This window comes from Azospirillum sp. UENF 112521, from assembly GCF_058780665.1.
In genome coordinates, this window is the sequence record NZ_JBSNCI010000002.1 from 1,338,989 (window position 1) to 1,361,401 (window position 22,413).

Sequence of the window (22,413 nt, forward strand, 5' to 3'; positions counted from 1 at the left end):
GACCAACTCATTCCGACGAAATTCGAACCAACCTGTGACGATTCGTTGACGGGGTCGGATTGTTCGTTGATTCTTACTTCTGCTGCGCCGGTGCAGCTTCCGCATCGGGTGATGCGGGCTTCGGCGGGATTTGCGGTAGGAGAACGGGCGGGCGGATGTCGAACACCACGCTGTTCCTGATCGCCATCGTCATCATCATGCTGGCTGCCGTCCCGGTCGCCATGATGCTGAAGGATTTCCTGCCGAACATCATGGAAAAGAGCAACGGCCTGGACCAGATCGAGAACCGCATCTACGTCCTTCATGCCGAGGCGCAGGAGCTTCAAAACCGGGTGAACCATCTGGTCCAGCGTCGGAACAGCCAGTCTTCCGACCGCAACCGGCTGGAAAGCGATATCCGCAAGGCGGAAAAACAGGTTCGGGACCTGTCGGACCAGCCGCCGATGTTCGTGCATGAGGTCGGCGACCCGCAGGCCGGACTGATGAAATTCGTCGCGACGGTGACGCAGGAAAAGGCATCGGCCGCTGCCCGCGCCGCCGGCGAGCGGGCGCAGGTCAACCCCATCTGGCGCTGCACGAACGTGGCCGAGGTCTGGGCGTCGAGCTTCGACGAGGCCAAGCAGATGTGCGACGTGGCCTTTCCGTTCAAAATGGGTTTCCAGAAGACGTTCATGCGCGGCGATGCGCGGGCCGGTGGGATGGCCGGAGGCAGGGCCGCCGGCAAGGGGGTGCCGACGCCGCCCGCAACCGCCCGGGCGAAGGCGGGTGCCGCCACATGATGATCAACTTCATCATCGTCCTGGCCATCGTCGCCATCGGCGCCTGGCTCGGCAACATCTTGATGAGCGTCGAGCAGCGGGTCTCGCAGGCGCGCCAGCGCGTCCGCGGTGTCCGCAACAACCTCGACAAGCTGGATGCCACCATCCACCGCCTGCATCGGGAGGAGGAGACTCTCCATGCCGAGATCGAGGAGCTGACCCGGGAGATGGTGGAACTGTGCAAGAAGCAGGTGGAGGTGCAACAGCGCCTGACCGAAGCGCAGTCGAAGCGTCGCCCCCAAATCCTGATCCTGACCGACCGGCGCAATCCCGGCGACAAGGAATGGCTGGTCACCGTGGTGAACCAGCAGATCGGCGAGATCGATGCCGCCCACCCGTTGGCCGTCGAATGGGCACGTGGGCGCCAGTATCTGGTCTGGGCGGAGTCGGACCGCGAGGCCGGCGAACGTGCCAACCGCCGCTTCAGCGCCCGGCCCGGCTATCAGGTGCGGTCGGTGGCCCCGGTGAAGGACGATCTCTACAACGCCAGCCCGGCCCAAAGCGCGGCTTAGAGCACGGCGGAAACAAGCACCGCCCAGTCTTCGGAAAAAGCAAAAGGCCCTTCTTCCGGTCGCGGAAGAAGGGCCTTTGCGCTGCTCGGTCTACTCCGAACCCGGACGTCAGCGCGCCTTGGCGGTGGCCGGGGTCTGGCGGAAGGCGTCGTGCAGGTAGGGCGACAGCGACTGGCGCATGTTGCGCAGCCATTCATGGATGATGATCAGCGAACGGGAGGCGACCGGCGGGGTCATGCCCAGCTTCACCAGATCCTCGCGGGTCATCGTCGCCACCTGATCCAGCCGGTGGCCGGTCAGGCGCGCCCAGGCCGGGGCGGTGCAGGGCTGCATGGAGATCACCTGCAGGCCCTCGCGTTCCACCATCTCCGCCTTGCGGCGGGCATACTGGCTGTCCTCCAGCTGGGAGAACGGGCCGGAGAAGCCGTTTTCCACAAGGACGCGCTTGGCCTTCGGGGCGATGGTCGCCACCCGCTCCAGCGTCGTCATGCCGGTGGACAGCGAGGCGAGGTCGACGGTCACCGGGACCATGAAGGTCAGCCGTTCGCCTTCGCCAACGTAATAGTCGAAGCCCGACACCTCGGCCCAATTGAAGAACCACTGCGAGATGTTGCCGCCGAAGTCGTACAGGCGGCCACCGCGCTGCAATTCCGGCCCGATCAGGTCCCAGAACTCGTAGAAGCCGTCGCCCGAGCCCATCATGTTCATGAAGTCCTGGGTGATGCGGCGGTGTTCGACCACGTCCGGGCCGAACAGGCGGGCGAGACGCTCGTTCACCTCGTACTCGACGACCTTCAGCTGCAGGCCTTCCAGCATGGCGGTCGCCATCAGGTGATGGGACAGCAGCGTCTTGCCGACGCCGCCGCGGTCATTGAGGACGAAGATCGTGCCCAGCATGCGATCGCCTTTCCAGTATGCGTTTGTTGAGTCGTCTTGGGTCATCGTGGCAGGCATCGGCGGGAATACAGGAGAGCCGGTGCCCGGCGCAACCGCCGTGGACGTCTGATGGGAAGCCGGCTGCGGTTCCGGCCTGGTCATTGCGGGTTCGGGAGGCGTTTCATCCTCCCCGGTTCCGGTCTCGTCCTCCGCCGGCCGGTCTTCGGCAACGGCGGTCGCCGGTGCGAGAAGGTCCAGGGCAGGGGAGGCGGGTTGTGAGGGTTCCTCGACTGCCTTCGGGGCCGGTTTGCCCTCTTCGGCGGGCGCAGGCTCTTCCTGAGTTGGCGGCTCATCCGCGACAGCGTTCGCCCGGGCATCCTCGCCGTCAAGCTCGCTATCAGGATCTGTCGTCTCGGTCAGCAGTTCCGCATCGGAGTCGGCAGCCTCCGTCACGGGCTCGACGGCGGAATCGCTCCCGCCATCCTTCCCGTCTTCCTTCTCGGGGCCATCCTCATCCGGGCCGTGCTCATCCGCATCTGCCGCTTCGTCCTTCAGGCCGGCGGACAGGGCGGCTTCATGCACGGCTGCCAGGGTTTCGGCGGGAAGGGCTGCGGCGCCATGGTCGCCGGCGGCCTCGCCGCGTCCTTCGTTTCCGACGAGGAAGAAGGCGGAGCGCAGGGTAACGGGAGAGATCGGCTGGTTGTCGCGGGCAGTCACCCCCAGCTTGGCCAGCAGATCGGAGATCTCGGCCCAGGACAGGCCGCGCTCGCGCATCAGCCCGATGTCGGCATAGCTTTCGCGCACCGCCTGCATGGCGCTGCGGTTGCCAGCCGGGCGATCGGCAAGGAGCCGTTCAAGTTCCGAGCGGTCGATCGACACCGTATGGGATTCCGGCAAGATGAAATGGCGACGGGGAAGCGCCTGGATGTTGGATCGCAAGGAATCCATTCCCCTGGGGCCGAAAAAATAGTACAAGCGGCCATCACGCGCAAACGGTTTCCAAACGACATCAACGGCGCTAAACAGTGTTGCCCGATCGTGAACCCATCGGTGACGCCGGGCAACTTCGCCGACGCTCCGGCAAATGGCGCCATGACGTTGGCTTTTGGAACCGCCTGCCGGTTGCGCGGGTTGCCATAAGGGTGGGCGCCGCCGTTTCCGACGGATCGGACGTCTTCATCGGGCTGGGCTTGGAACCGGGGTAAGGCCAGGATGCCTCACGATTTTGGTTCGTCACGCGACCGGCGATCCGCACCCTTGCCGGGGGCGGGCATCGGCTTTCACGAGTTGCGGCAAGCGTGCGAAATCTCTGCATTGCGCGAGGATCTGGAGCGGCTGGCCCACGAGGCCGGCGCCCTGCGTGATGGCGTGGAGCAGGCCGTGGAGACGGTACGCGACCGTTTTGCCGCGCTCACCGCCGAGGAAATGGCCGACCCGATGGTGCTGGCGCCGCTGCTGCAACTGGCGGTCACCACCCTGCTGGAAATTCGCGAGCAGGCCCGGCAATTGAACACCCAAACCGGCCCGTTGTCTGACGACGAGCGTCCGTCCTGGTTGGGAGCCGCCGACGCTCCCCGCCTGCGACAGCCTGCCGCGATGGCCTGGGGGAAGGCGGCCGAAGAGGGAATGTCCGACGAAGGAATGTCCGGCGGCCGGGGCGGCGATGATGGGCTGGAGCGGAACGACGAACCGCTTCAGGCCGTTGGCGCGCCGCCGCGTCCGGCCGATTTGCCGGTGGCCGATTTGCCGGTCCGGCCGTCCCGGCCGGCTCTGGCTCCGCCGGCTTCGCAAGCGTCTCCATCTCCCGGCCCCCTGGAACCGGCCCTGCCGCAGGCTGCGGCGGTAAAGCCATCCAGCCCAGCCTCTCCGTCGTCGGCCCCGGCGCTTGCCCGACCGGCCGAAGGGCAGGCACCCTGGCTTGCCAGAGAACCGGCGCCACCACCGCCGCCATCCCGTGCGGCAACGGTGCGGGCCACCGCCAACGCTGGCCAAAGACCCAAGGGTGGAATCGACTGGCTGGGTCCGGCCGGACGCTGACATCGGCTAAAAGCCCGATTCTGACAGGCGTCGGACGCGCTGCAATTCGCGGCGCCCTCGCCCCCTTCTGCGCTCCACGCGAAAGGTCAGATTCTGAACGATTGAGCTTGCAAATTCGGGGAGGTTCTAGTACAAACGGCGTATCGGTAAACGAAATTTTACCAAGATTTGCCGCATACCGCGCAACAGTTGCAAAGTCCGAGGTCGGTCGCATGCTCCGGGTCGACGCCATCGCCAAGCAGCATCTGCCCCACCGCACCCGTACGCCAGGGCAGCCGTTGCGCGTCATTCTGGTGGAGCATGACCCCGCCATCGCCGACGCCCTGTCGGTGGCGATGGCGGATTTGGGGCACACCGTCTGCGGCATTGCCCGGACAGAGTGTGAGGCGGTCGAACTGGCACTGCGCGAACGGCCGGACCTTGCAATGACCGATGCGCATCTCGGCGGCGGGGACGGCATCGCAGTGGCGCGCCGGCTGAATCTGGACCACGGATTGCGGTCCATCTTCCTGTCGGGCAACAGCGACCATGGCACCATGGCGCGCATCACCGAAACCTATCCGCTGGGCGTGGTGCACAGGCCCTTTTCGCATGCACAGCTGAAGATCGCCCTGGATCTGGCGGCGCGCCGCCTGCGCTGATCACAGCGTCGACTGCCGGGTTTCCTGCGCTAAGCCGAAGGATTCGGTTTTCCCGCGCCTGTTCCTCTGCTATATTTGTTCATGGAGTGTTCTGGTGCGGAGCGGCAGGGCGAGTGCGCCGGTCCGAACATCGCCGGAGCATTTCCGACGGCGGTTGACCGGCGTCGGTCCCTCGTGCTTCGTTGCGCGGGACCGGGGGGATGGTCGCCATTGAACAGCCGGCCCTGCGAATGGGAACCCTCGGCATCTGGGTGCCTCCGCCGGGCATCCTGACGGGTCGGCATGGATGCTGGGACACTCGCGCTTAGGAGCAACGAGCGATGAATGTTTGGACGTTTACGGGACGCCTGGGCGCGGACGGCGAATTGCGCACGACCCAGAGCGGCGAAAAGGTGCTGGGTTTCCGCGTCGCCAACGATGTCGGCTTTGGCGAGCGCAAGACGACTCAATGGGTCGATTGCTCGATATGGGGTCGCCGCGCCGAGTCGCTGGCTCAGCACCTGACCAAGGGCAAGAGCGTCGTCGTTTCGGGCGAAGTGACCCTGCGCGAGTATGAGAAGCGTGATGGCACCCGCGGCGCCGGCCTGTCGGTGCGCGTGGCCGAAATCGACTTCACCGGCGGCGCCCGTGAAGAGGGTGGCGGCGGCAGCTTCGGCGGCGGCGGTGGCGGCTACGAATCGCGTGGCGGCGGAAGCGGCGGCGGCTATGGCGGCGGCAGCGGTGGTGGTGGCAATTACGGCGGCGGCTCCTCGGGCGGCAACCGTGGCGGCGGTGGCGCTCCGCCCCGTCACGAGGATCTCGACGACGAGATCCCGTTCTGACGCAATCCGCCGAAGCGGTGCGTTCCATCGGCCGGATGCCAGTCATCCGGCCGATTTCTTTTTCGGCATCCGGCAAGTCAGTTCGGCAAGTCAGCCGGCCAGCATCGCGCGCAAGCGCGGGGCCATATGGTCGAGAAAGGCCCGGACACGGCGTGGCGCACGGTCGCGGCCGGTATAGACGGCGTGGATTTCCTCGGTGTCGACCAGCGTGTCGTCCAGCACCGCGACCAGCCGTCCCTCGCGCAAATCGTCTCTGACGTGGTATTCGGCGAGCCGCGCCAGCCCCAACCCCAGCAACGCCATATGGCGAACCGTCTCGCCATTGTTGGCCAGGATGCGGGTCGGCACCTCGCGGTCCACCAGCCGTCCGCCGGACTTCAGCGGCCAGACCGCGGCGGCACGGCGGAAGTTGAAGCCCAGACAGTCATGCGCCTCCAGATCCGCGGCGGTCATCGGTACGCCTTTGCGGTCCAGATAAGCGGGGGAGGCGACGATCCTGCGCCGGACGACGCCCAGCCGCTGGGCCAGAAGCGCCGAATCGCTCAAGGGGCCGGCACGGAAGGCGACATCGACACGGGCGGCATAGAGATCCACCACCTCGTCGGTCATCGTCACGTCCATCGTGATGCCGGGATGGTCGCGCAGGAACTCGGGCAGCAGCGGCAGCAGGCAGTGCTGGCCGAACGGCACCGAGGCGTTGGCGCGGATCAGGCCGGTCGGCGCGCGGGCGCCGCCAGCAATCTCCGCATCCAGCGCGTCCAGCTCTCCCAGCAGCGTCTGTGCCCGCTCCCGATACAGTTCTCCCTCGGCGGTCAGGCGCAGCTTCCTGGTAGAACGTTCGACCAGCCGCACTCCCAGCCGTTCCTCCAACCGACCGACCAGCTTCGCCGTGGATGACGGCGTCATGCCGACATCGCGCCCGGCGGCGCTGAAGCTGCCCTGGGCGGCAACCCGCAGGAAAACCCGCATTTCCCAGGCGCGCGGATCGCTCATTCCGGCATCTCCATCCTTGCCTTATCCCTGAATGACAAAATCATGCGAACTGGGCTGGTATTCCCCTTCCTGACCTTATGGCGCACATCGTCTCCCCAGCACAGTCCTTCTTGGAATGGAGACCTTGGAAATGCCACTTGCACTGCTGGCGCTGGCGATCAGCGCCTATGCGATCGGGACAACGGAGTTCGTGATCGTCGGCCTGCTCCCCACCGTGGCGAGCGACCTGGACGTCAGCCTGCCGCTGGCCGGCATGGTGGTCAGCGTCTATGCGCTGGGCGTCACGTTCGGCGCGCCCATCCTGACCGCGCTGACCGGCCGGGTGCCGCGCAAACCGCTGCTGCTCGGATTGATGGGGGTGTTCGTCGCCGGTAACCTGCTGGCCGGCATCAGCCCCAATTACGAGACGCTGCTGGTGGCACGGGTGCTGAGCGCCTTCGCCCATGGCGTCTTCTTTTCGGTCGGTTCGACCATTGCCGCCGATCTGGTGCCGGAGGACCGGCGCGCCTCGGCCATCGCCATGATGTTCTCCGGCCTGACCATCGCCATCGTCACCGGCGTGCCGCTGGGCACTTGGATTGGACAGACCTTCGGCTGGCGCGCCACCTTCCTGGCGGTGTCGGCGCTTGGCGTCGTCGGCGGGCTGGGCGTCGCGGCGCTGGTGCCGGCACGGCTCAGCCAGCCGCCGGCCGCCGGACTGGGCACGCAGTTGGGCGTATTGACGAAGCCGCGGCTTCTGCTGGCCTTCGCCATCACCGCACTCGGCTATGGCGGCACCTTCGTCGCCTTCACCTTCCTGGCGCCGATCCTCGAGACGATCACCGGCTTCTCGAACTCGACCGTCAGCCTCGTCCTGGTTCTGTACGGTGCCGCCATCGCGGTCGGCAATGTCGTCGGCGGCCGGCTCGCCAACCGTCGGCCGGTCCGGGCGCTCGCCTGGCTGTTCGCCTTGCAGGCTCTGGTTCTGATCGTCTTCACCTTCACTGCGGACGCCAAGGTTCCGGCGCTGGTCACGCTGGCCGGCATGGGGGCGTTGGCCTTCGCCAATGTCCCGGGCCTTCAGCTTTATGTCGTTCAGCTGGCGCAGCGTCACGCGCCGGAGGCGGTCGATGTCGCGTCGGCGCTGAACATCGCCGCCTTCAACCTGGGCATCGCGGCTGGCGCCTTCTTCGGTGGGCAGGTTGTTTCCTCCCCGCTCGGTCTCGGCGCCACGCCCTGGGTCGGTGGGCTGTTCGTTCTGGGCGGTCTCGTCCTGACGCTGGCGAGCGGTGCGCTCGACAGGCGGGAGACCGACCGCCGGGCGACTGTTCCGGCGACCTGCTGAACCGGCCTGTCAAACCGGGTCCGCCTCCAGCGTCAGCGTGTCGAGCAGGAAGCTGCCGTCATCGGTGATGTCGAAATGGGAGCGGACCTCTGCCGCCGCACTGCGCTGGAGCGAGCGGATGGCCTGGGCGTGGAGGTCCGGGGTGCGGGTGCGGGCGGTCCACACCGGGAACTCCATGCGCAGGCGACGCGGCGTCAGCGACCGGACGGCGAAGCCCGCCCGCGCCAACGCCGCCATCCATTCAGCCGCCGTATAGTTGCGGACATGCGACGGGTCGCGCAGCACCTCGACCACCTGCAAGTGGGTGTCCAGCATGGCGGCGGCCGGAGCGATGCAGTCGATGAAGACCGCAATCCCACCCGGTGCCAGCACCCGCCGCGCCTCCCGCAGTCCGGCCTCGAAATCACGCCAATGATGGGCGGTGAAGCGGCAGAGCACGACGTCGAACCGGCCATCCTCGAAGGGCAGCCGTTCGGCGGGCGCCTGCCGGGTGGCGATGTTGGACAGGCCGCGCTCCGTGGCGGTGCGGGCGACCACCTCCAGCATCTCCGGCGTCAGGTCGACGGCCACGACCTCCGCCACATAGGGAGCGGCGCGGTAGCTGACATGGCCGCCGCCGCAGCCCAGGTCCAGAACCCGCGCATCGGATCGGCCCTGCAAGGCCTGCTCGATCTGGTCCAGGTCGGCGCCACCGGCATGAACTGCGCTGGACACATAGGCATCGGCCCGTGGACCGTAATTCTCGGCAACAACGCCATGGTGATTCCGGGTCATCGAGGGCTTCCTTGTAATTCGGTGGCTGATTTGGCGAGCGTTGCGCCATTCGTAACCGGGTACAAGGCAGGTGGTTATCCTGGTATAAGCACTGCCACCATGATCCGCACATCCGCCCCCACCGGTCAGGCTCCCGCCGATCCAATGGCCGACCGCCGCCGCCTGCTTGCCTCCTTTCTGCGGCGTCACCGCGAACGACTGACTCCGGCAGAGGCCGGCGTTCGAGCCGGTTCCGCCCGCCGTAGGACGCCCGGCCTGAGGCGGGAGGAACTGGCGCAGCTCTGCGGCATCAGTCCGACCTGGTACACATGGCTGGAACAGGGCCGCGACGTTTCGGTTTCTCCCGCGGCATTGGCGCGTCTGTCGAATGCGCTGCACCTGACCCCGGCTGAACGGGCCTATCTGTTTGAACTGACCCGCAAGCGCGACCCGGACATGCCGAGAGCGGGGCAGGCGGACGGCCCCCCGGCGTCGCTGCTTGCGGCGCTGGCGGCGATGACCGCGCCAGCCTATCTTCTCGACCGGTGTTGGAGCGCCGTCGGTTGGAATTCCCGGGCGGAGCGGCTTTTCTCCGGTTGGCTGGGCAGCGTCGAAACCAATCTGTTGCGCTATGTCTTCCTCGACCCGTCGGCCCGCGATTTCATTCAGGATTGGGAGAATCGTTGCCGCCGGCTGCTGGCGGAGTTTCGTGCCGAAACGGCCCGGCACCCGGACGACCCGACGCTTCGGCAACTGGTCGAGGAACTGCGGCAGGCCAGCCCGCTGTTCGCCCGGTTGTGGGAAGACCAGAGTGTTCTGGAGCGCGAAGGAGGCCTGCGCCAATTCAATCATCCGCTGGATGGCGCCCTGACGTTGGAGCAGGTGACCCTGCGTCCGGGTGACCGGTCCGCATTCACCTTGGTGATGCTGGTCGAGCCTTCCACGAACGAGTTCGCGGAGATCCAGGAGTAGGGCTGCCGATCCGACTGCCCTGCGCCGTTTGGCACCGGTTCACGAGCGGTCCGGGAGAACGGGTCGCAATTTTCTGCCGCAAGCCATTGCAGAAAAATGCAGTTGCATGTTTTTCGTACCCTGAGGTTGTGCTACCCTGAGGCTGTTTTCGTTCAGCTTGAGCGACCTTGAAATCATCATACGAATAAAACGCATCAAGCTGAAGGCGAACGTAACAAAAATCAGGGGAAGGCCTATGGCACGCTTTATCGCGGGTGGTGCGACCGGGGTTAACACCGACAATATCTATATCGCCGATCTTCTGTTTGCGCAGATATCGGGTGCAAACAGCACTTATATTGCAGCGAATTACGGCGGTGGTGCAGTCACCGAGTTCTATGGAAATTTCGCCTACAATTCGACCGGTACCAATGTGGTGGGGGGAACGATCTCCACCATACGCTCCCTGTCGAACGGCACGCCGACCTATACGGTCGATAATCTGGCGGTGCCCGCGACGACCTTCCTCGGATGGCTGTCGAGCGGCGGGAGCAGCACCGCACGCTCCTCGATCCTGTCCGGTGCCGACACGATGTTCGGCTCGGAGTTCAATGATACATTGCGGGGTTATGCGGGGAACGACACCATTCTCGGTGGCGGCGGATCGGATCTTTTGGATGGCGGGTCCGGCAACAACATCATAGACGGTGGGGCCGGTACCGACACCGTCCAGCGCAGCGGGAGCACGACGTCCAGCACCGGCTTCAGCTATGGCGGGTCGGTCTATGTCTACGACTCCAGCGGTTACGATCAGTTGATCGGGGTCGAATTCATCCGATTTACTGACCGGACGGTTGCAACCTCAAGCGTTTCCGCGTTCGATCCGCTGTCCTACCTTGCGGCCAATCCCGACCTTGCGGCAGCATTTGGCGGAAACACCGCGCCGGTGCTGAGCCATTATCTGAGCGCCGGCATCCGCGAGCGCCGCTCGACGACATTCGATGCCGCAGGCTACCTTGCGGCTAATCCCGATCTGGCCGCCGCATTCGGTGCGAACACTGTCGCCGCCACCCAGCATTATATCAATGCCGGACGTCTGGAGGGTCGCAGCACCAGCTTCAACGCGATGAGCTACATCGCCGCCAATCCGGATCTCATCCAGGTATTTGGAACCAACACGACAGCTGCGGCGCTCCACTATGCCACCGCAGGACGGCTTGAAGGCAGGTCGACGAGTTTCAACGCGTCTGCCTATCTTGCGCGGTACTCGGACCTTCGGTGGATGTATGGCACCAGCGAACTCGGCGCCGCGACGCATTATGTGACGTCGGGGTACCGTGAGGGACGGTCTGCCGCACCGTTGACGACATCCACCAGCCGTTCGGCGCAGTTCCTGGCGTCCGAACAGGCTTCGGCTTCGCTGGCCGCCGCTCTTTAAGGAAAGATTGGCTCGGGAGGTACGGAACGCCTCGCGTTCCGTACCTCGTGGCCAGTGCCGATCTCGAAAGGGGGCGGTGCTGGTCCGGCCGCCGGAAACGCGAAAACCCGCCGAAGGGCGGGCTTAAAGTTTACTGATTTAAAAATTGGGAGAGTTGGCTGGGGCGGCAGGATTCGAACCTGCGGATGGCGGTACCAAAAACCGCTGCCTTACCACTTGGCGACGCCCCAACCGGCGCGGCGATCTCTCGTATCGCCGGAAGGAGCGGCACCTTAATCGGAAGCCCGGCCGAACGCAACAGGCTGTTTTCAGAAAATTTTCGCGGTCAATCGGCCCTCCGCGACGGCGCTCAGCGGCCCTCCCTGCGCCATGCCATCAGCAGCCCACCCAGCACCAGGGCCAGCACCGCACCAACGGGCAGCAGCGGCACGTCGGTCACGCCGGTGACCGTATAGTCGCCGTTGGCGCGCAGGCCGATCCAGCCGGACCCGGTCTGGCTGCGGTCGGGCTGGGTGCGGCGCACATCGATGCCGGGATTGGCGCCGGTGTCGGTGTCGGTCACCCAGTGGATGCCGCCGCCGGTCGCCTCCGCCACCGGCTGCATGCGGTCGCCGGTTGACCGCACATCGGCCAGTTCCGGCGTATTCACCGCGCCTACCACCGCCAGCGTCGTCCGATCCCCATCGGAGATGCGGTAGATGCCAGGGGCTGCGGCGGTCACGGTGGCGACGGCCCGGCCGGTGCGGTCGTCGGTCAACTGCAGCGTGCTGGTCCGGTCGGACGGATCGGTGATGGTGACGGAACGCGGATCTGGAGTCAGGGACCGGCGTTCGACCGTGATGCGGTTGCCGTCCACATGGGCGCGCAGGTCGTTCTCCTCCAGCTCCGGCTCCTTCATCAGCCAGTGGGCGAGACGGCGCAGAAGCTCCGCCTGCGGACCGCCGCCCTCGAAGCCGCGGCTCCACAGCCAGATCTGGTCGGAAGCGAGCTGCGCCACCCGACCCTTGCCGACGCGGTCCAGCACCAGAAGCGGGCGGTTGCCGGCACCCTGCATCACCACCGTGCCGCTGTTGGGCGTCACATCCACCTGATGGAACCAGCGGCCCCAGCTCGGCGCCGCGTCCAGCCGGTCGCCGGGCAGTCCGGCGGTCACCGGATGGCGGCGGCCGACATCGGTGACGGTCGGCAGGAACGGGCTGTCCACCGTCTGGCCGCTGGGCGCCGCCGGCAGGATCGATCCCAGCGGCGTACGGTACAGAGACAGCGGCCCGGCATAGCCCTGGCCGGAGGTTTCCAGCAGGGCGCCGCCCTTGCGGACATAGTCGGCGATGTTCTCCAGATACATCTGCGGCAGCACGCCACGGCGGCGGTAGCGGTCGAAGATGATCAGGTCGAACTCGTCCAGCTTCACCTCGAACAGCTCGCGGATCGGGAAGGCGATCAGCGACAACTCACGGATCGGCGTGCCGTCCTGCTTCTCCGGCGGGCGCAGGATGGTGAAATGGACCAGATCGACGGCCGGATCGGCCTTCAGCAGATTGCGCCATGTGCGCTCGCCGGCATGGGGTTCGCCGGAAACCAGCAGCACGCGCAGCCGGTCGCGCACACCGTTCACCACCACCGCCGCGCGGTTGTTGGCGAGGGTCAGCTCCTGCTTCGCCGGCTCGACCTCCAGTTCCAGGACATTCTGGCCGCCATGGGTGATCGGCAGGTCGACGCGCACGTCGCGGCCGACCGGCACGCGGATGGTGCTGGGGGCGCCGCCGTCCTGGCGCAACGTGACCGCAGCGTCGGCGGACTGGCGGCCGGGCATGTCGTCGACACGGATGGTCAATTCGACCGGCTTGCCGACAAGGCCGTAGTTCGGCGCCTGCACGATGGCGATGCGGCGGTCGCCCTCATCGCGGTCGCCGGTCAGCAGCGTGTGGATCGGGCCGATGTCGGCCAGTTTGCCCGGCACCTGCGGAACGTCATGCACCTGACCGTCGGTGATGAAGACGGCACCGGCCATGCGGCGGCGCGGCACATCGGCCATGGCACGGTTCAACGCATCGAACAGATGGGTCTCGTTGATGGTGCCGCCGGTCTCGCCGCCCTCGGCGCTGCGGACGACGCGCACCTCAAGGTCGTTGAAGCGTTTCAGCCGCTCGGTCAGCTGTTCCGCCGCCCGTTCGGTGCGGGCGCGGCGGTCGCCGATCGCCTGGCTCGGCGAATCGTCGATCACCACGATGGCGACATCCTTGATCGGGTCGCGCTTCTCCTGGACAAGCGAGGGATTGATCAATGCCAGGGCCAGCACCGCCACCGCCAGCAGGCGCAGCCATATGCCGCGGGCCCGGCGCAGTGCGGCGATCAGCACCACAAGCAGGGAAAATCCGAAAAGAACGCCCAGCACCGGCCAGGGCAGCAGCGGCGCCAGCGCCACCGAAAGTCCGGAGAGCAGATCGACGGGCATCACTGGCCGAGCCTTTCCAGGATGGCGGGCACATGGACCTGATCGGCCTTGTAGTTGCCGGTCAGCGCGTACATCACGAGGTTGACGCCGAAGCGATAGGCGATTTCGCGCTGACGCTCGCCGCCGGGGATGACCGCGAACATCGGCTGGCCGTTGCGGCCGACCGCCCAGGCCGAGGCCCAGTCGTTGCCGCCGATAACGACGGACGACACGCCGTCATTCGCCGGCCCCTCGCGTGCTTCGATCCACAACTGCCCGCCGGCATAGCGTCCGGGAAAGTCGGTCAGCAGGTAGAAGGACTTGCGCAGCACATGATCCTGCGGCACCGGGGCGAGCGGCGGGATGTCCAGGCCCTGCACCAGCTGTTGCAAAACGGCCGGGCCGCCTCCCGGCGCCTGATCGCGGGTGTCGAACAGGATGGTGCCGCCGCTGCGCATATACTCGTTCACCCGCTGGCGCGCCTGATCGGACAGGGCTTTCTGCCGATCCGACACCGGCCAGTAGAGCAGGGGATAGAAGGCCAGCTCGTCCTGTTCGGGGTTGACGCCGACCGCTCCGGCCGCTTCGACGGCGGTGCGCAGGCCGAGCACGCTGACCAGCCCCTCAAGCCCGGCGCGGGCGGTGTCGTCGACGCTGCTGTCGCCGGTCTGGACATAGGCGAGGTAGGTCTCCGCCGTCACCTTGACCGCCTTGTCCTGATCGAGCGCGCGGGCGGGCTGCGGTGCCGAAGACAGGGCGAGTGCCAGCAGCAGGCCGGCCGCCGCGCCGCCGGCCCCGCGCCGCAGGCTGGGCGGGCGCAGCAGGCCGCGCAGGGCCAGCGCGATCAGCAGGTCGATGGACAGCAGGGCCAGGGCCGCCGCCAGCAGCGACGGCTTCAGCGGAACCTCGCCGCGGCCGCCATAGCCGTCGCGGCCGATACCGGCCGGCATCGGCGGCAGCGGGTCGATGGCGGTGACGGCGGCGGACAGGTTCAGCGCACGCCGGGCGTCGTCAGTGCCATAGAATCCCGGCGGATGGCGCGGTCCAATGACATCGGCTGTGGCGTTGCCGGGGATGGGGAAGGCGGTGGGCGGCGGCGGGACCAGCCGGCCGGTGCCGTCCAGCACCTCGACGGGATCGAGCGAGGCGGTGGCCGCCGTCCCCGTCACGCCGCCGCTGAGTGCCACCAGCCGGCGCAGCATGTCGACGAACAGGCCCGACAGCGGCAGGTTCGACCAGTCCGGGCTGGCGGTGGTGTGGACCAGCACGATCCAGCCGTCGCCGCGCTTCTGCGAGGTGACCAGTGGCGTGCCGTCGGCCAGCCGCGCCCAGGTGCGGTCCGCCAGATCCAGGGCGGGTTCGGCGAGCACCTGCCGGTTCACCTGGACATCGGGCGGAATGGTCAACCCCTCGAAGGGCGATTTCGGTGGGAAGGGCTGGAGTTTTGCCGGCTCGGACCAGGACAGGGCACCGCCCAGCGCGCGGTCGCCGATGCGCAGCCGCTCCGGCACCAGCGTGTCGGCATGTTGGGCCAGACGCGGACCGGCGAAGCGGACCAGCACGCCGCCCTTCTTCACCCAATCCTCGATGTCCTGAACCTCGGTCCCGGTCAGGGCGCCGATGTCGGACAGGATCAGCACAGCCAGATCGCGCTTCAGCAGATCCAGCGTCTCGCCGCGCCGCACCTCGTTGTAGGGCGACAGCGCGCGTTCGAGATAATAGAGATCGGACAGCAGCGGCTGGCTTTCCCCCTCCGCCCGGCCGGATGCGAGACCGACGGGGCGGCGGCGCCAGCGCTCGTCCAGCAGGACGGTGGCGCCGGCGGTGGTGTCGCCTTCGACCCGCAGGCTGGCGGCGTCGTTGCGCAGCTCGGTCGGCACGTCCAGCCGCACCTCCCGCATCTTCTGGCCCGGCTCGAAGGTGACGGTCTGGCGGGTCAGCAGCCGGCCGTCGGCGGCGGCGAGGCGGACGGTCACCGGCTCCGGCTTGGACGGATCGGCGCGGACGATTCGGGCGGTCAGTGCCGTGCCCTCGCTGGAGGGCGGCAGCAGCAGGTGGGGGGGATGTTCGGCGGAATCGTCGAGGACATCGGCGGAGCCCAGCCGCTGCAATCCGGCGGCGAGAGCGGCGGCCTGTTTGTCGCCGACGCCGTCGCTGAGCCACACCGCATGGATGGAACCGCGCCCGTTGGCCTGTGTCGCCACCGCCTTCAGGGCCTCCAGCGCCGCGGCACGGTCGGTCGGCCAGGGCAGGGGGGCCATCGCTTGGGCCACGCGGCGCGCTTCGGGTGCCGGCAGTACGGCGCTTGCATGGATCGGCTGTCCGTCGGCGGCCGGGGCGGTGGGCAGCAGGATCACCGGCCGCTGCTGGCGGTCGGCCTGGGCGATCAATTCGTCCATCGTGCGCTTGCGGGTCGGCCAGTCACGTCCGGCGGCCCAACCATTGTCCACCACCAGCAGCAGCGGCCCGCCGCCGGGCAGTGCCGCCCGCGGGTTCAGCAATGGACCGGCCAGGGCCAGGATGATCAGCGCCGCCACGATCAGCCGCAGAAGCAGCAGCCACCACGGCGTCCGGGCCGGCGTCTCCTCCCGCGCGGTCAGGTCGCGCAGCAGACGGATGGCGGAAAACTGGATCGCACGCGGGGCCGGCGGCGTCACTCGCAGCAGCCACCAGAGGACCGGCAGGGCTGCCAGTGCGGTCAAGACCCAGGGGGCGGCGAAGGCGATCGGTCCGAGACCCAGCATTGGCGCGTCTTCACGAGGGGGAGGGGCGAGAAAGGGTAGACCGGCGCGTCACACCGCCTCCATCGCCATCGCACCCCAGAGGGTGAGCAGCGCGGATTGCGGCGAACGGTCGGTGCGATGAACGGCGAAACTCCAGCCGGCGGTGCGGGCAAGCGCCGCCAGCCCGTCCTGCTGTGCCTTCAGACGCTCGCGATAGGCGTCGCGGACGGCCTCGACACGGGGAACCAGCAGATTTTGTTCGCCCTCCAGGCCGTGAAAATCGACACGGCCGTCATAGGGCAGCGTCTCTTCCGCCGGATCGAGGATCTGGACCAGATGGCCGCGCAGGCCCCGGCCGGTGAGGCCGGCGACGATGGCGTGGATCTCCGGCAGGGGGGACAGCAGGTCGCCGAACAGAACCGTCTGCGCATGGCGGGGCAGGGGCTCCACCCGCGGCAAAGGGTCGGGTGCGGCAGCGGCGCGCGGGTCGGTCATCAGACGGGCGATGCGGTCGATGGCGGTCTTGCCGTGGTCGGGCCGCACCCCGCTGTTCAGCAGGGCCACCCGCTCGCCGCCACGGGCCAGCAGCACGGCGGTGGCGAGCGTCAGAAGATCGGCGCGCTCCCGCTTGGTCGGCAGCCCGGCAGCGGAGCGGAAATCCATGGAGGCGGAGCGGTCGCGCCACAGCCAGACGCTCTGCGCCGCCTCCCATTCATTTTCGCGGACATAGACCGGCTGCGTCTTGGCCGACTGGCGCCAGTCGATCATCGACGGCGCATCGCCCGGCTGATAGCGACGGAACTGCCAGAAGGTCTCGCCCAGACCGACACGGCGGCGGCCGTGCACCCCCTGGGCAACGGTCGCCGCCACCCGTTCCGCCGCGACCAGAAGCGGGGGCAGGGCGGATGCCAACTCCTCCGCGCGATGCCGCGCCAACAGGGTGTTCGACAGCTGACCCGACGGCTGGTTCTTCTGCGGGGAGGTTGGGCTTCGCGGCATTGCGGCTCCGCTTCGAGGGGTCAGGCCAGGGGCGCGCAGAGGCGGTCGATGACGTCGTCCAGCGTCACCCCGTCGGCCCGCGCTGCGAAGTTCAGCGCCATGCGGTGCTTCAGGATCGGCTTGGCCAGCGCCACCACATCGTCCAGCGACGGCGACAGGCGGCCGTCCAGCACCGCACGGGCACGGGCGGCGAGCATCAGCGACTGGCTGGCGCGCGGGCCGGGGCCCCAGGCGACATGCTGGCGCACCTCCATCAGTTCCGACGTCTCCGGCCGGCCACGGCGGACGAGGTCGAGGATGCCGTCCACCACCCCTTCGCCGACCGGCACGCGGCGGACGAGGCGCTGTGCCGTCTGCAGATCGGCGGCGGACAGCACCGTCACAGCGCGCTCGTCGGTCGAGCCGGTGGTGGCGATCATCATCCGCCGTTCGGCCTCGCGGTCGGGATAATCGACGTCGATCTGCATCAGGAAGCGGTCGAGCTGGGCTTCCGGCAGCGGATAGGTGCCTTCCTGCTCCAGCGGATTTTGGGTGGCCAGAACATGAAAGGGCTGGGGCAGGGGGTGGTACTGGCCGGCGACCGACACCCGGTGCTCCTGCATCGCCTGGAGCAGGGCCGACTGGGTGCGCGGGCTGGCACGGTTGATCTCGTCGGCCATCAGCAGCTGGCTGAACACCGGACCGGGCAGGAAGCGGAAGGACCGGCGTCCGTTGTCGCCCTCCTCCAGCACTTCGGAGCCCAGGATGTCGGCGGGCATCAGGTCGGGCGTGCACTGGATTCGCTTTTCGGCGAGGCCCAGCACGGTGCCCAGCGTTTCCACCAGCCGCGTCTTGGCAAGGCCGGGAACGCCGATCAGCAGGACATGGCCGCCGGCCAGCAGCGTGACTAGCGTGCGGTCGATCACCTCCTGCTGGCCGAAGATCACGCGGCCGATGCGGTCGCGGACGGAGGCAAGGCGGTCGCCCAGCGCCTCGATCTCTTCCATCAGCCGTTGCGGGTCCTCCGGCACGGGAGGCTGCCCCCTCAGGATGTCCTGTGCGCTCAAGGTCTGCTGCTCCCCGATGGTGGGCCGATCGGTGTCATGGTCGCAGGATTCCGCGACGCGAAACACGGGATCCGCATGGTTGGCCCTGTTCCGGCACCTTGTCGACACCCATTTTCCGAATCCCGCCGGCGGATGTGCCGCCGGACGGGTGGTGGCGCCAGGACCATTGGAGTGGACCTAGCGGCCGAGTGTGGCGAAAATGCGCATGTCCGGGGACAAAACGGTTCCCAATTCCATGAAAGTCGGTAACGCGATGGCGAATGACAAGCGCTCAGATGGGCAAACCGGTTCGGAGACGGCGCCGGACCTGCCGTCCGGCTTGCCGGTGGCGCTGGGACGGACGCCGACGCTGGAGCAGTACGACATCCGCATTGCGCGCGACGGCACCTGGTTCCACAATGGCGATCCCATCCGCCGGATCGAACTGGCGAAGCTGTTCTCCACCGTCCTGAGGCGCGACGACGACGGCGATTACTGGCTGATCACGCCTGTCGAGCGCGGCCGGATCGTCGTGGACGACGCTCCCTTCGTCGCGGTGGAGATGACCGTGGCGGGCAGCGGGGCCGATCAGGTCCTGTCCTTCCGCAGCAACCTCGATCATTGGGTGGAGGCTGGCCCCGAACATCCGATCCGCGTCGCCGTGAACCCTGAAACCGGGGAGCCGGCACCCTACATCGAAATCAGAAGCCGGCTTGAGGCGAGAATCCTGCGCCCCGTGTTCTACGACATGGTGGAGCGCAGCGAGACGCGCCGCACCGAAACCGGCGAGTCCGAGGTGGGTCTATGGAGCAACAAGGTCTTCTTCACGCTGGGCAGGCTGCCTGGCGACTGAGCCTGGAGGAAGTCCGCCGACGTTTGCCGGCGATGAGCACCGATGCGGCGGTGGAAAGTGCCGTCCGGTCGAACCGGATGGCGCCGAAGCACGCCGCCAAAATCCGGGGCGACCACGACCTCAATCCGGAAATGGGCCCGCCCTCCACCCTGCGCGAGGCGGCGGTGCTGGTTCCGCTGGTCGACCGGCCGGAGGAACTGACCGTCATCTTCACCCAGCGCACCGCGACGCTGAGTGCCCATGCCGGCCAGATCAGCTTCCCCGGCGGGCGGATGGAACCGGAGGACGGCACTCCGGAGGAAACCGCGCTGCGCGAAACGGCGGAGGAGATCGGGCTGGAGCGCGGCCGGATCGAGATCGTCGGCCGGCTGGACACTTACGTCACGCGCACTGGATTCCGGGTGACGCCGGTGGTGGGGGTGGTGACGCCGCCCTTCATCCTGACGCCCGACCCGACCGAGGTGGCGGAGGTGTTCGAGGTGCCGCTGTCCTTCATCCTCGACCCGTCGAACCCGCAGCGCCACAGCCGCGAGTTCCTGGGCAAGCCGCGCTGGTTCTACGCCTTCCCTTACCCGCAGCGCTATATCTGGGGGGCGACCGCGGGCATGCTGGTGAACCTGCGCGACGTGCTGGGTGCCGCCGCCGGCAAAACGGGGGAGGGGGCGGATTGACGCCTCCGAACCCGAAGGCCAATCAAAAGGCCCGGAACCCGACAGCGGTGGAATGGGGGCCGGGAATCGGATAGCGTCGCGCGCCATGACCGTTGCCGCTCGCCTGTCGCCCCAGCCCTGGATGACCGCCCCCGAAAGCCTTGCGCTGTTCGCTGCCCTGGCCTCGGGCGGTGCCGACGCGCGATTCGTCGGCGGCTGCGTGCGCGATGCGTGGCTCGGCCGGCCGGTGAAGGACATCGACATCGCCACCCATGCGCCGCCCGAACGGGTCATGGAACTGCTGGAGGCAGCGGGGATCCGCGTCATCCCGACCGGCCTCGCCCATGGCACCGTCACCGCGCTGTGCGGCGGCAAGCCCTATGAGATCACGACGCTGCGACGCGACGTGGAGACCTTCGGCCGCCATGCCCGTGTCGAATTCACCGACGACTGGATCGAGGACGCCGCCCGCCGCGACCTGACCATGAACGCGCTGAGCTGCACGCCGGACGGCGCGATGTTCGACCCGTTCGGCGGTCTGGCCGATCTCGCCGCCGGACGTGTGCGCTTCGTAGGCGAAGCCCACCGGCGGATCGAGGAGGATGTGCTGCGCCTGCTGCGTTTCTTCCGCTTCCACGCCCATTACGGCCGCGGCGAGCCGGATGCCGAGGCACTGGCCGCCTGCCGCGATCTGGCGCCGCGCTTGCCGGCGCTGTCGGGCGAGCGGGTGCGGGGAGAGCTGTTCCGCCTGCTGACCGCCCCCTGCGCCGCTTCGGTCTGGCGGTTGATGATGGGGCAGGGGATCATGGTCCATCTGCTGCCGGAGGCGATGGACACGGACCGGCTGGAGCGGCTGATCGCGGTGGAACGCGATCTTGGGGTGACTCCCGACCCCACCCGCCGTCTGGCCGCCGTGCTGGACAGCGACCGGCCGGGCGCGCTCAGGGCTGCCGACGCTCTGCGCCTGTCCAACCACGAACGGGACCGCCTGCTGGCCCTGGTCGAGCCGCCGGTCGCTGTGGCGCCGGCGGACGACCGCAAGGCCCTGCGTCAGGCGCTGTACCGCGTCAACGATGCGGAACTGTTCGGCGACCTGCTGCTGATCGCCGCCGCCAGCCATGACGGTCCGCTGGACCTGGGCGCGTTGCGCAAGGCCCTTGCGGTGGCCGAAGACCTGCCGGGCTTGAAGCTGCCGATTGCCGGTCGCGACCTGCTGGAGCTTGGCGTTCCACGCGGCCCGCTGGTCGGCCAAACGCTGAAGCGCGTCGAGGCCTGGTGGATCGCCGAGGATTTCCAGCCGGGTCGCGACGCCTGCCTGGAGATGGCGCGTCGCCTTCCCGATCAGGCGTCGGGCCGTTCGGCGTAGCGGCGGCAATGCTCCAGATAGGCCGCTTCGTGACCGACGACTAGGTCAACGATGCTGGACCACAGCCAGGACGGCGCATCCAGGCTCTTGGTCCGGTTGCGGGCCAGTTCACCGCGCCATGACTTGCGCGTCGCCTCGTCCATCTGGCGGGCATGCGCCTTGCCGACCACGGCGGCCAGATAGAAGGCGACACGGGTCGCTTCCTCGCGCGTCAGATGATCGAAGTCGAGCTTGATGTCCTGCGGCAGCAGTTCGCGCAGGAAGACGGCGCGGTCGAGCAGGCGGGCAGGGCGCATGCGGTCGCCGAGATAGGGCGAGAGATTCTGCGCGCCGGTCACCACGCGTTCTGCATTGTCGCGCGGCATGCCGTTCTTGGCGGCACGCGGTGCTGCGGCCTGGACCGCCTCCTTGATGTCGATCAGGCTGAGGCCGCCCTCGTCGTAATGCCCCTCGCCGACGCCGAGAAGCACCGCGATCCGCAACCGGCCGAGCGAACTGCAGCCCTTCACCCAATAGGCCGCATCCAGAAGCTCGATCCGGTCGTTGTCGTCGCGGGAATGCAGGGCGGTCACCAGGCGGCGGACCTGATCCTTTGCGAACAGCTCCTCGACGGCGGCGCGCTCCTCGTCGGTCAGCGGCCAGAACCGCTTGCCGAGCGGGATGGTCGGCCGGATGTCCTTGATGCGGTCCCGGGCCAGATGCTTCCAGGTGCGGCCGATGGCCTGACGCATGCCCAGGCGGACGACCGATGGCCTCTTCCGCACCGCATCGCCACCCAGCTCGCCGTCGAGGGTCATCATGTAGCCCTCGATCATCCGTTCCAGCATCAGCGCCGTGGTGACGCCGGGCAGGTCGGACCCGCGTGCCGCGGTGGCGAGCGACAGGCCGAGCCGGATCAGGTCATGGGCGGGGTTGCCGACCACCGTCTGGTCGACATCGCGAATCTGGATGCCGATCCGGCCCTTGGCATTGGCGACCGGCCCGAGGTTGCCGACATGGCAATCGCCGCAGATCCAGACCGGCGGACCGTCGGGGACCTTGCCGCTGGACTGCTCCAGCCATTCGTAGAATTTCACGGTGCTGCCACGCACATAGGCGTGAGCGGATTCGGCCATCTTGAGATTTCGGCGCTGGGACAGGACCGCTTGGCGCTGATCGGGCGGGGTGGGCTGGTTTTTCGACGACATCATCCATCCGGA

At 67.7% G+C, this 22,413-nt stretch carries 19 protein-coding genes and 1 tRNA gene; 11 read left to right on the forward strand and 9 right to left on the reverse strand.

The genetic code is table 11. The features are described 5' to 3' along the window. Positions 1 to 155: 155 nt before the first annotated feature. Both ACWPN8_RS08700 and ACWPN8_RS08705 read left to right on the forward strand, forming a co-directional pair. On the forward strand, positions 156 to 779 hold the full coding sequence (locus tag ACWPN8_RS08700) for a hypothetical protein (protein WP_492240528.1): 624 nt from the start codon (positions 156 to 158) through the stop codon (positions 777 to 779). Next, positions 776 to 1,330, forward strand: coding sequence for a hypothetical protein (locus ACWPN8_RS08705; protein ID WP_492240529.1), 555 nt, complete (start codon positions 776 to 778; stop codon positions 1,328 to 1,330). Before ACWPN8_RS08700 ends, ACWPN8_RS08705 begins: the two co-directional genes overlap by 4 nt. A 108-nt stretch (positions 1,331 to 1,438) precedes the next feature. Here ACWPN8_RS08705 and ACWPN8_RS08710 read toward each other — a convergent pair whose 3' ends face one another. Next, positions 1,439 to 3,085, reverse strand: a complete 1,647-nt coding sequence (locus ACWPN8_RS08710) for a hypothetical protein (RefSeq protein WP_492240530.1) — start codon at positions 3,083 to 3,085, stop codon at positions 1,439 to 1,441. Between the two features lie 378 nt (positions 3,086 to 3,463). Here ACWPN8_RS08710 and ACWPN8_RS08715 point away from each other — a divergent pair, with 378 nt between their 5' ends. The 3 genes from ACWPN8_RS08715 (at position 3,464) to ACWPN8_RS08725 (ending at position 5,705) form a co-directional block, all read left to right on the forward strand. Then, positions 3,464 to 4,243, forward strand: a complete 780-nt coding sequence (locus ACWPN8_RS08715; RefSeq protein ID WP_492240531.1) for a hypothetical protein — start codon at positions 3,464 to 3,466, stop codon at positions 4,241 to 4,243. 212 nt (positions 4,244 to 4,455) lie between these two features. Next, entirely contained in the window at positions 4,456 to 4,884 is a 429-nt protein-coding gene (locus tag ACWPN8_RS08720) for a response regulator (RefSeq protein WP_109446168.1), read from the forward strand. 320 nt (positions 4,885 to 5,204) lie between these two features. Then, positions 5,205 to 5,705, forward strand: a complete 501-nt coding sequence (locus ACWPN8_RS08725; RefSeq protein ID WP_423316209.1) for a single-stranded DNA-binding protein — start codon at positions 5,205 to 5,207, stop codon at positions 5,703 to 5,705. Between the two features lie 90 nt (positions 5,706 to 5,795). Here the strand turns inward: ACWPN8_RS08725 and ACWPN8_RS08730 are convergent, their stop codons facing one another. Further along, positions 5,796 to 6,698 (reverse strand): LysR family transcriptional regulator, encoded by a 903-nt coding sequence (locus ACWPN8_RS08730; protein ID WP_109446172.1) that lies wholly within the window; start codon positions 6,696 to 6,698, stop codon positions 5,796 to 5,798. A gap of 130 nt (positions 6,699 to 6,828) precedes the next feature. Between ACWPN8_RS08730 and ACWPN8_RS08735 the strand changes: the two genes are divergently transcribed. Further along, the gene (locus tag ACWPN8_RS08735; protein ID WP_492240532.1) at positions 6,829 to 8,022 is read left to right on the forward strand and encodes an MFS transporter; all 1,194 of its coding nucleotides are present in this window, start codon (positions 6,829 to 6,831) and stop codon (positions 8,020 to 8,022) included. A 9-nt stretch (positions 8,023 to 8,031) separates the two neighbouring features. Here ACWPN8_RS08735 and ACWPN8_RS08740 read toward each other — a convergent pair whose 3' ends face one another. Continuing rightward, a complete protein-coding gene (locus ACWPN8_RS08740; RefSeq protein ID WP_492240533.1) occupies positions 8,032 to 8,796 on the reverse strand; it encodes a class I SAM-dependent methyltransferase in 765 nt (254 codons plus the stop codon). A 99-nt stretch (positions 8,797 to 8,895) separates the two neighbouring features. Here ACWPN8_RS08740 and ACWPN8_RS08745 point away from each other — a divergent pair, with 99 nt between their 5' ends. Both ACWPN8_RS08745 and ACWPN8_RS08750 read left to right on the forward strand, forming a co-directional pair. After that, entirely contained in the window at positions 8,896 to 9,747 is an 852-nt protein-coding gene (locus tag ACWPN8_RS08745; protein WP_492240534.1) for a helix-turn-helix transcriptional regulator, read from the forward strand. A gap of 157 nt (positions 9,748 to 9,904) precedes the next feature. Next, complete coding sequence (locus ACWPN8_RS08750; RefSeq protein WP_492240535.1) at positions 9,905 to 11,164, forward strand: calcium-binding protein; 1,260 nt, start codon at positions 9,905 to 9,907, stop codon at positions 11,162 to 11,164. Positions 11,165 to 11,319: 155 nt separating this feature from the next. On the opposite strand, the gene ACWPN8_RS08755 is transcribed toward ACWPN8_RS08750, so the two are convergent. The 5 genes from ACWPN8_RS08755 to ACWPN8_RS08775 form a co-directional block, all read right to left on the reverse strand. Continuing rightward, a tRNA-Gln gene (locus ACWPN8_RS08755) sits at positions 11,320 to 11,394 on the reverse strand. 119 nt (positions 11,395 to 11,513) lie between these two features. After that, a complete protein-coding gene (locus ACWPN8_RS08760) occupies positions 11,514 to 13,619 on the reverse strand; it encodes a hypothetical protein (protein WP_492240536.1) in 2,106 nt (701 codons plus the stop codon). After that, entirely contained in the window at positions 13,619 to 16,342 is a 2,724-nt protein-coding gene (locus tag ACWPN8_RS08765) for a DUF4159 domain-containing protein (RefSeq protein WP_492240537.1), read from the reverse strand. The genes ACWPN8_RS08760 and ACWPN8_RS08765 overlap by 1 nt, the downstream gene beginning before the upstream one ends. A gap of 48 nt (positions 16,343 to 16,390) precedes the next feature. Then, positions 16,391 to 17,320 carry a DUF58 domain-containing protein gene (locus tag ACWPN8_RS08770; RefSeq protein WP_109446186.1) on the reverse strand — a complete coding sequence of 310 codons (930 nt, stop codon included), beginning with the start codon at positions 17,318 to 17,320 and terminating at the stop codon, positions 16,391 to 16,393. Positions 17,321 to 17,340: 20 nt separating this feature from the next. Beyond that, entirely contained in the window at positions 17,341 to 18,306 is a 966-nt protein-coding gene (locus ACWPN8_RS08775) for an AAA family ATPase (protein WP_492241384.1), read from the reverse strand. A 295-nt stretch (positions 18,307 to 18,601) separates the two neighbouring features. Between ACWPN8_RS08775 and ACWPN8_RS08780 the strand changes: the two genes are divergently transcribed. The 3 genes from ACWPN8_RS08780 (at position 18,602) to ACWPN8_RS08790 (ending at position 21,214) form a co-directional block, all read left to right on the forward strand. Then, positions 18,602 to 19,198, forward strand: a complete 597-nt coding sequence (locus tag ACWPN8_RS08780; RefSeq protein WP_247872961.1) for a DUF1285 domain-containing protein — start codon at positions 18,602 to 18,604, stop codon at positions 19,196 to 19,198. Positions 19,199 to 19,230: 32 nt separating this feature from the next. Next, entirely contained in the window at positions 19,231 to 19,869 is a 639-nt protein-coding gene (locus ACWPN8_RS08785; RefSeq protein ID WP_109446190.1) for a CoA pyrophosphatase, read from the forward strand. Positions 19,870 to 19,954: 85 nt separating this feature from the next. After that, positions 19,955 to 21,214, forward strand: a complete 1,260-nt coding sequence (locus ACWPN8_RS08790) for a CCA tRNA nucleotidyltransferase (RefSeq protein ID WP_492240538.1) — start codon at positions 19,955 to 19,957, stop codon at positions 21,212 to 21,214. On the opposite strand, the gene ACWPN8_RS08795 is transcribed toward ACWPN8_RS08790, so the two are convergent. After that, a complete protein-coding gene (locus ACWPN8_RS08795) occupies positions 21,190 to 22,404 on the reverse strand; it encodes a DUF2252 family protein (RefSeq protein ID WP_109446194.1) in 1,215 nt (404 codons plus the stop codon). The genes ACWPN8_RS08790 and ACWPN8_RS08795 overlap by 25 nt on opposite strands. Positions 22,405 to 22,413 lie beyond the last annotated feature (9 nt).

Bases quoted from the DNA above. Each gene is read 5' to 3' on its own strand.
- ACWPN8_RS08700 (WP_492240528.1), top strand. From the start codon at position 156: ATGTCGAACACCACGCTGTTCCTGATCGCCATCGTCATCATCATGCTG.
- ACWPN8_RS08705 (WP_492240529.1), top strand. From the start codon at position 776: ATGATGATCAACTTCATCATCGTCCTGGCCATCGTCGCCATCGGCGCC.
- ACWPN8_RS08720 (WP_109446168.1), top strand. From the start codon at position 4,456: ATGCTCCGGGTCGACGCCATCGCCAAGCAGCATCTGCCCCACCGCACC.
- ACWPN8_RS08725 (WP_423316209.1), top strand. From the start codon at position 5,205: ATGAATGTTTGGACGTTTACGGGACGCCTGGGCGCGGACGGCGAATTG.
- ACWPN8_RS08730 (WP_109446172.1), bottom strand. From the start codon at position 6,698: ATGAGCGATCCGCGCGCCTGGGAAATGCGGGTTTTCCTGCGGGTTGCC.
- ACWPN8_RS08735 (WP_492240532.1), top strand. From the start codon at position 6,829: ATGCCACTTGCACTGCTGGCGCTGGCGATCAGCGCCTATGCGATCGGG.
- ACWPN8_RS08740 (WP_492240533.1), bottom strand. From the start codon at position 8,796: ATGACCCGGAATCACCATGGCGTTGTTGCCGAGAATTACGGTCCACGG.
- ACWPN8_RS08745 (WP_492240534.1), top strand. From the start codon at position 8,896: ATGATCCGCACATCCGCCCCCACCGGTCAGGCTCCCGCCGATCCAATG.
- ACWPN8_RS08760 (WP_492240536.1), bottom strand. From the start codon at position 13,619: ATGCCCGTCGATCTGCTCTCCGGACTTTCGGTGGCGCTGGCGCCGCTG.
- ACWPN8_RS08765 (WP_492240537.1), bottom strand. From the start codon at position 16,342: ATGCTGGGTCTCGGACCGATCGCCTTCGCCGCCCCCTGGGTCTTGACC.
- ACWPN8_RS08770 (WP_109446186.1), bottom strand. From the start codon at position 17,320: ATGCCGCGAAGCCCAACCTCCCCGCAGAAGAACCAGCCGTCGGGTCAG.
- ACWPN8_RS08775 (WP_492241384.1), bottom strand. From the start codon at position 18,306: ATGGAAGAGATCGAGGCGCTGGGCGACCGCCTTGCCTCCGTCCGCGAC.
- ACWPN8_RS08780 (WP_247872961.1), top strand. From the start codon at position 18,602: ATGAAAGTCGGTAACGCGATGGCGAATGACAAGCGCTCAGATGGGCAA.
- ACWPN8_RS08785 (WP_109446190.1), top strand. From the start codon at position 19,231: ATGAGCACCGATGCGGCGGTGGAAAGTGCCGTCCGGTCGAACCGGATG.
- ACWPN8_RS08790 (WP_492240538.1), top strand. From the start codon at position 19,955: ATGACCGTTGCCGCTCGCCTGTCGCCCCAGCCCTGGATGACCGCCCCC.
- ACWPN8_RS08795 (WP_109446194.1), bottom strand. From the start codon at position 22,404: ATGATGTCGTCGAAAAACCAGCCCACCCCGCCCGATCAGCGCCAAGCG.